General features: G+C 64.3%; 4 protein-coding genes, 1 tRNA gene and 1 pseudogene. 3 read left to right on the top strand and 3 right to left on the bottom strand.

Translation table 11 applies throughout. The annotated features are described in order from the left end of the window. Positions 1-53: 53 nt before the first annotated feature. The 3 genes from JGS39_RS14085 to JGS39_RS14075 all read left to right on the top strand — a co-directional run bounded on the left by JGS39_RS14085 (position 54) and on the right by JGS39_RS14075 (position 3,290). Positions 54-141: transfer RNA gene (locus JGS39_RS14085), tRNA-Ser, on the top strand. A gap of 283 nt (positions 142-424) precedes the next feature. Continuing rightward, complete coding sequence (locus tag JGS39_RS14080; protein WP_236063739.1) at positions 425-2,188, top strand: Eco57I restriction-modification methylase domain-containing protein; 1,764 nt, start codon at positions 425-427, stop codon at positions 2,186-2,188. Between the two features lie 196 nt (positions 2,189-2,384). Beyond that, entirely contained in the window at positions 2,385-3,290 is a 906-nt protein-coding gene (locus JGS39_RS14075) for a BsuBI/PstI family type II restriction endonuclease (RefSeq protein WP_236063738.1), read from the top strand. Positions 3,291-3,900: 610 nt separating this feature from the next. On the opposite strand, the pseudogene JGS39_RS14070 reads toward JGS39_RS14075, so the two are convergent. The 3 genes and pseudogenes from JGS39_RS14070 to JGS39_RS14060 form a co-directional block, all read right to left on the bottom strand. Then, positions 3,901-5,130, bottom strand: a pseudogene (locus JGS39_RS14070) (tyrosine-type recombinase/integrase); the annotation flags it as partial. Beyond that, positions 5,127-5,426 (bottom strand): helix-turn-helix domain-containing protein, encoded by a 300-nt coding sequence (locus tag JGS39_RS14065; protein WP_219569294.1) that lies wholly within the window; start codon positions 5,424-5,426, stop codon positions 5,127-5,129. The pseudogene JGS39_RS14070 and the gene JGS39_RS14065, both read right to left, overlap by 4 nt. Before the next feature lie 130 nt (positions 5,427-5,556). Next, on the bottom strand, positions 5,557-6,102 hold the full coding sequence (locus JGS39_RS14060) for a helix-turn-helix transcriptional regulator (RefSeq protein WP_219569292.1): 546 nt from the start codon (positions 6,100-6,102) through the stop codon (positions 5,557-5,559). Positions 6,103-6,119: the final 17 nt, after the last annotated feature.

Raw genomic sequence — 6,119 nt, 5'->3', positions numbered from 1 at the left:
CCGGGGCGGAACGGGTTCGCGAGCACTCCTCAACGTCTTGTATTGTTTGCCCCGGAGGATTCGCCTAGTGGCCTAGGGCGCACGCTTGGAAAGCGTGTTGGGGGCAACCCCTCACGAGTTCGAATCTCGTATCCTCCGCCATTGCTCTCACCGGGCAATACGTCGAAGGGCCCCACCGCTTGCGGTGGGGCCCTTCGACGTTGGTGGTCTCAGTTTTGGTCTCAGTTGGACGAGCCCGTGACCTGGGACCGCCGCGAGGTGTGGGTACGGCAGCCACCCCCGGCAGCCGTGGCCGCACCAACAGCCCAGTGACAGTGACACCTGCGAGTCTGGCCAGCCCAGCGCTTCGCAACGATCCCCAGACATCAATGATCTGAATGGATAGTGTGGCGCCGAGCCCCACCCGCTGAAGGAGCGCTGCTACATGCCGGAACTGCTCGTCGCCTCGGCCGTGTCAGAAGCCGTGGAGGGAGCCTCCCTGGCAAGGCCCCTCGGCTCGCGCGGCTCCCGTATCGAGGTAGCGGACAGCTGTCCTGCTGAACTAACAGCTGCAGCCATCGCCGTACTCCGTACCATCCCAGCCTGGTGGCGAGTCCAGGCATCCGCAGTCGGCCTCGACGGCCCATGGCTGGACATTGGCTACGCCATTGAGGCTCAGGCGCCCGTAGACCTAACCCTTGAGCCGCCCCTCGGGGGCGCTTGGAACTCCCTCACCCCTGAGCAGGTGGGGGCCACCTACGTCGAGGCCCTATCGCCAGCGACGCGCTCACGCCACGGCCGCCACTACACGCCCCCCGAGCTCGCCTCGCACCTATGGGCGCTAGCGCGCAAGAGCCTGGGCATGTCTCCGAGGAAGCAACTACTCCCCGGGTTGGTGCGCGACCCGGCCTGCGGTGCCGGCGCCCTGCTTCTGCCCCCCCTACGTGAGCATCTGCGCGCCTCGCACGAAGCTGACCCGGCGAAGGCCATTGCGGGCCTTCAGGACCTCATTGAGGGGATCGACACGGATCCGGCCGCTGTCTGGGTGGCCAACGTCGTCCTGGCTGCTGAAATGCTCCCCACCCTTGCTCGTATCCCTCGTGATCTACGCAGTCCCCTGCCAGTGCTTGCTCATGTAGGCGACGGCCTTGGTTCCTCCGGGAAGCCTGCCCGCGTCGTCCTGATGAATCCGCCCTATGGCCGCGTGCGCCTGTCCCCTGGTGAGCGCGACCGGTACGCGCATGTGCTGTACGGACACGCAAATCTCTACGGCCTGTTCATGGCCACAGCTGTCGAGTCGCTTGATGAGCGCGGGGTCGCAGCGGCTCTTGTACCGACAAGCTTCACCAGCGGACGCTACTTTTCCAACCTGCGTGCCCATCTGGGACGCGAGGCGGGGATGAGCGCTGTCACCTTCGTGGAAGACCGCAGCGGCGTATTCACTTCCGTGCTGCAGGAGACCTGCCTCGCCGTCTTCGAGCGCCGCCGGCGGCAGAAGACCCGGATCACCAGCCTAGGAAGCGCCGAAACCACCATCGCCTCGGTGAAGGTCCAGAGGACAGGCGAGCCTTGGGTACTTCCGCGCCGCTCTGACGATGCGCCCATCGCGGCAGCGGCTTCGGCGATGACGACTTCACTAGCCTCACTTGGGTGGAGGGCTTCTACCGGACCACTGGTCTGGAACCGGCGCAGCAACGACCTGTACCCCGCCTGGGGAACAACTCGTTCCCACGTCATCTGGGCTGCTGACATCGACGGCGGGGCACTACATCGCGATCCAGCAAGAGACACGATGCGCTATCTCGCCCTGACTGCGGCCTCAGACCAAAAGGTGATGGTGCTGGATACGCCAGCCGTACTCGTCCAACGTACGACCGCACCTGAGCAGACCCGGCGACTCATCGCTGCGCACCTCAGCCAAGAGGCCCTTGACGGTCTCCACGGCCGCGTGACCGTCGAGAACCACGTCAATGTTTTGCGTCCTACTGTCACCGATCCCGTGCTCACTCCAGAAGCCATGACACGCCTGCTGGCTACAAAGACGTTGGACCGTGTCATTCGCAGCATCTCGGGATCTGTCGCGCTGAGCGCCTACGAATTGGAGTCAATTCCCTTGCCTGATCGAGAAATAGTGCGCACGTGGAATGATTTGGAGGGCGCTTCGTTGGAGGCTGCTGTTGCCGCCGCTTACCGGCCCAAGGGAGCCTGAGTTGAGGAAGCCAATCAGCCCGGAGGAAGCCGAGCGACGCCTGAGAATCATCTTCCCGCGGGCGGCCTTCGACGCTGTATTCTCGTCCCCCCTGGCCGCTATGGCCGTGACTGCACTAATTCACATCGACGCAGTATGTAACGTGGATGACGACGTACAGTCCGTACATTGGGCTCGCCCCACTACGGTGCTGTGGATGTCCGAGGAAGCGCTCACGCACAACTCCGACGAGGATCGCAAGATCTGGCGTGAAGCGGCAGCAAAGAACCATAAGCATGTCGTTACGCTGCACGAATCGTGGGGCGTACCGTTCCAGCCCTCTTATAGAGACAATTCACGCGAGACACTTCGCGACGAGACCTTCCGCGAGTGGCGCGAGCACGACGCAATCAGACGACGCTTGGACCTGCCTACCTCCAGCAGTCGGCCTTGCTGGTCACTTCTGGATCACTTCGCGGACCTTTTCGATCCAGATTTGCCTGACGAGGATATGGAGCAGGCTGCACAGAAGTGGCGCGACAAGCACCTCGAAAAGGGTGCACGCCTAAAGGCTCATCTGGCGATTAAGGCAGAGACGACGAAGCATGCGGTCACAGTCAATCTGCCGAACAGCGGCGGCGCTACACGGGAACTAGCGGCAGGCATCTCATCACTGATCATCAAGGGCGCCATCGAAACGTGGTCCGTGGCTCGCCTACAGACACCGGTAGTTCTCGCGATATCCGAGCCAGGCGACAAAGTTCATGTTGGAGATGAGAAGCTCCTACAGACGCTAGGCATCAAGATCGACGCAAAGAACATCCTTCCTGATGTGCTGATGGCCGACGTGGGGTCAGATCCCGTCCAGTTTTGGGTCATCGAGGCCGTTGCAACTGACGGAGCAGTAACCACTGCACGCCGAAAAGCGCTGCTCAAATGGGCTGATCAGCAAGGCATCAAGGCGGACAGGTGCTCGTTCCTGACTGCTTTTTGGTCGCGCAACGACGGAGCGGCCAGAAAACGTCTAAAGGATCTCGCTTCCGAAACCTGGGCTTGGTTTGCTGACGAACCCCATCACGAACTTGCCTGGTATCAAGTCGTGCCGGGAACAGACGAAGCGTGACCGTTTCTCCTCTATCTAAATTCGTCATGGCTGCTCCCCGACCGTTAGACCGTCGGGGAGCAGCCATGACAACAATTTAGAGAATTTCTCCGCAGCCGCCAGGATCTTTCGCCCGGTTCAGTGCCTGCGCACACGCCTCAGCGAAGGCCGCCTCGACAGCACCCCTGTCCGTGCCCCGGACCAGAGCCTCGACCTCCCGGCCGGGACGGCGTGTGACGTGCCAACGGACTGACATATCCGTGTAGGAGTCGGTCTCAAATTCCCAAGCAGACACCGACCATTTCTCGGAACGGTCAGTATTCAGCCTCTCACCACCAGGCAGAAAGACCGCCTGGGCATGGAAGATGACCCTGCGGTCAGCCATGCGGTCGCGGATGTCCCGCACACTTCCGGATCCCTCGCGTTCCCACCTGCCTCCACTCCACTCCTCGACCGCAGCGGTACGATCTGGCCCCTCGGTGCTCCACTGCTTGACCAGGGCGTCGGCATGTTCGCGGCGGAGGAACGGTACGAGGCTCGCGTCGAGGCGGGCGACGTAGACCGTCAACTCCGCCGGGGCGGTGCGCTGGCTCAAGTCAGAGACGCGAATTCCATCGGACGACGCGACAGTGGGAGTGCCCCAGAGCAGTCCACCGATCTTGGCAGCGGTCTGCTGGAGCACCGGGCCGGTCAAGTGCTGGTATCGGCGGCGCATTCGGGCGGACTTGCCAGGTTCCCATCCCATGATCGCGTCGACGACAGCGTCGGAGATCCCGAGGATGAGCAGGACAGTGGCCGCGGTGTGGCGGGCGTCGTGAAGGCGGCCGTCGCGCACCCCCGCAGCCTTCAGCAGGTCCTTCCATCGGTGGAAGTCGGTGTTCGGGTTCAAGGGTTCGCCGACCGGCGAGGTGAAGACGTACCCCTTCTCCGTCCAGAGGTCCCGAGCGAGAGCACGCTCTCGGACCTGCTCCTCCTTGTGCCGGCGGAGCAGGTCCATCAGTTCCTCCGGAACACCGATAGGCCGCTGCCCGGCCCGTGACTTCACGCTCTTGGTCTCGCGTCGGACGTTGATCTTCTGCGGGCAGAAGCCGGGCTTGCGCCCGCAGCGGTTGCCGCAGCCGTGCTCGTAGCGGGGCCGCAGGCGGCCCCGTCGGACGCGGATGACTCCGAGCTCGAAATCGACATCAGCCCACTGCATACCGAGGACCTCGCCCTGCCGGAGACCGAGGGCCAGGGCGATGACCCAGCGGGCCGCATTGCGGTGCTTCCCGGCCTCCGCCAAGAGGCGCTGGATCTCCTCGACGGAGTACGGCTCGACTTCTTCCTCTTCGAGGCGCGGGGCCTTCGCGATCGTCGCTGGATTCCGGATGGCGTGCCCTCGACGCACTGCCTCGTTGAGAGCGGTACGGAGGGTGCGGTGTACCTGGTGGGCGGTGCCGGCGGCACTGCCGGACTCCTGCATCTTCTTGTAGAAGCGCTCCAGGTGTTCCGGCTCCAGCTTCTCCAAGCGGTGGGCGCCCAGGCCGGGGACGAGGTGGTGGTGCACCGCGACGCGGTAGCCGTCGATGGTGTTCTCGGAGACGTTCGGCGCTGCGATGTTCTCGACCCAGTGGGCGAGCCAGGTCTCGATCGTCCAGCTCTGGCCAGCCTTGCGTACCGCACCCTTGTCGCGCTGCCGCTCCAGCTCCCTGACGGTTTTGGTGACCTCCGCGCGGGTCTTGCGGCTGACGTGGCGCCGGTCCGGCGTGCCGTCGTCCTTGACGCCGACGGTGACGCGGCCGTGCCAGCGACCGTCCTTGCCGAGGTAGATGGATGAGGCGCCATTGGGCTGACGGCCTTTCGCCGTCCCGGCCCGGGTCATGCTGCGGCCCCGAAGTCGCTGGCCGTGAGGCGCCTGGCCAGGAAATCGTTCACCGCCTCTGCTGGGATACGGCGCAAGCTGCCGATCTTCACCGAGGCGATCTCGCCGGAGGTGACGTACTCGTACAGCTTCGTTCGGCCGATACCGATCCGGCGCGCGGCCTCAGCAACGGTGAGGGCCACGAGGGTGGTGTCGACTGCGGCGGGACGTCGTTCAGAGAGCAGACTCCGCAGGTCGGCCTCGGGGACGTCCAGCAGGTCCGCTATCTGGGCAAGCGGCAGTTCGGTGCGGTGCAAGGGAGGGTCCTCTCCTGGCAGGCCAAGGGACGGCGAATCCCGATGGGCCGGCAAGTCGTTCAGGGATGGGCGTGAAGAGAAGGAACCGGAGGCGGCAAGCCCTCGCTGTTCGTAGCAGCGAGGAGCCGAGTCAGCTCTGTTCGGACGGCGTGTCCATGCGCTCGCCGAGGTAGCTGCGAAGCCGAGTTGGCGCTCCAAGGTGGTGATGGAACTCGCCATTCGAGGCGATGGTCAGCTCGTGGGTCAGCAGAGCCTTGACCATGTCTTCCTGGTTGGGGTTGGCGTCCGTGTACGCCGCGAGTTCGTCCTGGATCCGGCGCATGTCCTTGCCCAGGGCCCGCCATTCCTTCCATCTCGCGACGTAGTCGCCGACGAGACGACGGACCAGCGGGTTGGCGAGCTGGCCAGGGGGGCTGGTCAGCTCGTCGAAGGTCAGGTCGAAGACCTTGCAGAAGCCGAGCGCCTCATCGAGGTTGACCCGGCGGCGGGGCTTGCCGCTCTCGATGCGCCAGATCGCGGACTGGTTGACCGGGTGGCCGGCGTCTGCCATTCGCTCGGCCAGGGTGACCGTGCTCCATCCGCGAGCCTCGCGTTCGAGCTTGATGCGCTCCGCGACGTGATCTTCGGCCAGCGGCCGATCCGGCCCCGCGCGGGAGGCGCCTTCGTCACTGCTCATCACTGCACCTCCTTGCC

The sequence above is a fragment of the Streptomyces poriferorum genome (genome assembly GCF_019399235.1).
Classification (GTDB): Bacteria; Actinomycetota; Actinomycetes; order Streptomycetales; family Streptomycetaceae; genus Streptomyces; species Streptomyces poriferorum.
This window is presented reverse-complemented; position numbering and strand designations above follow the sequence as displayed.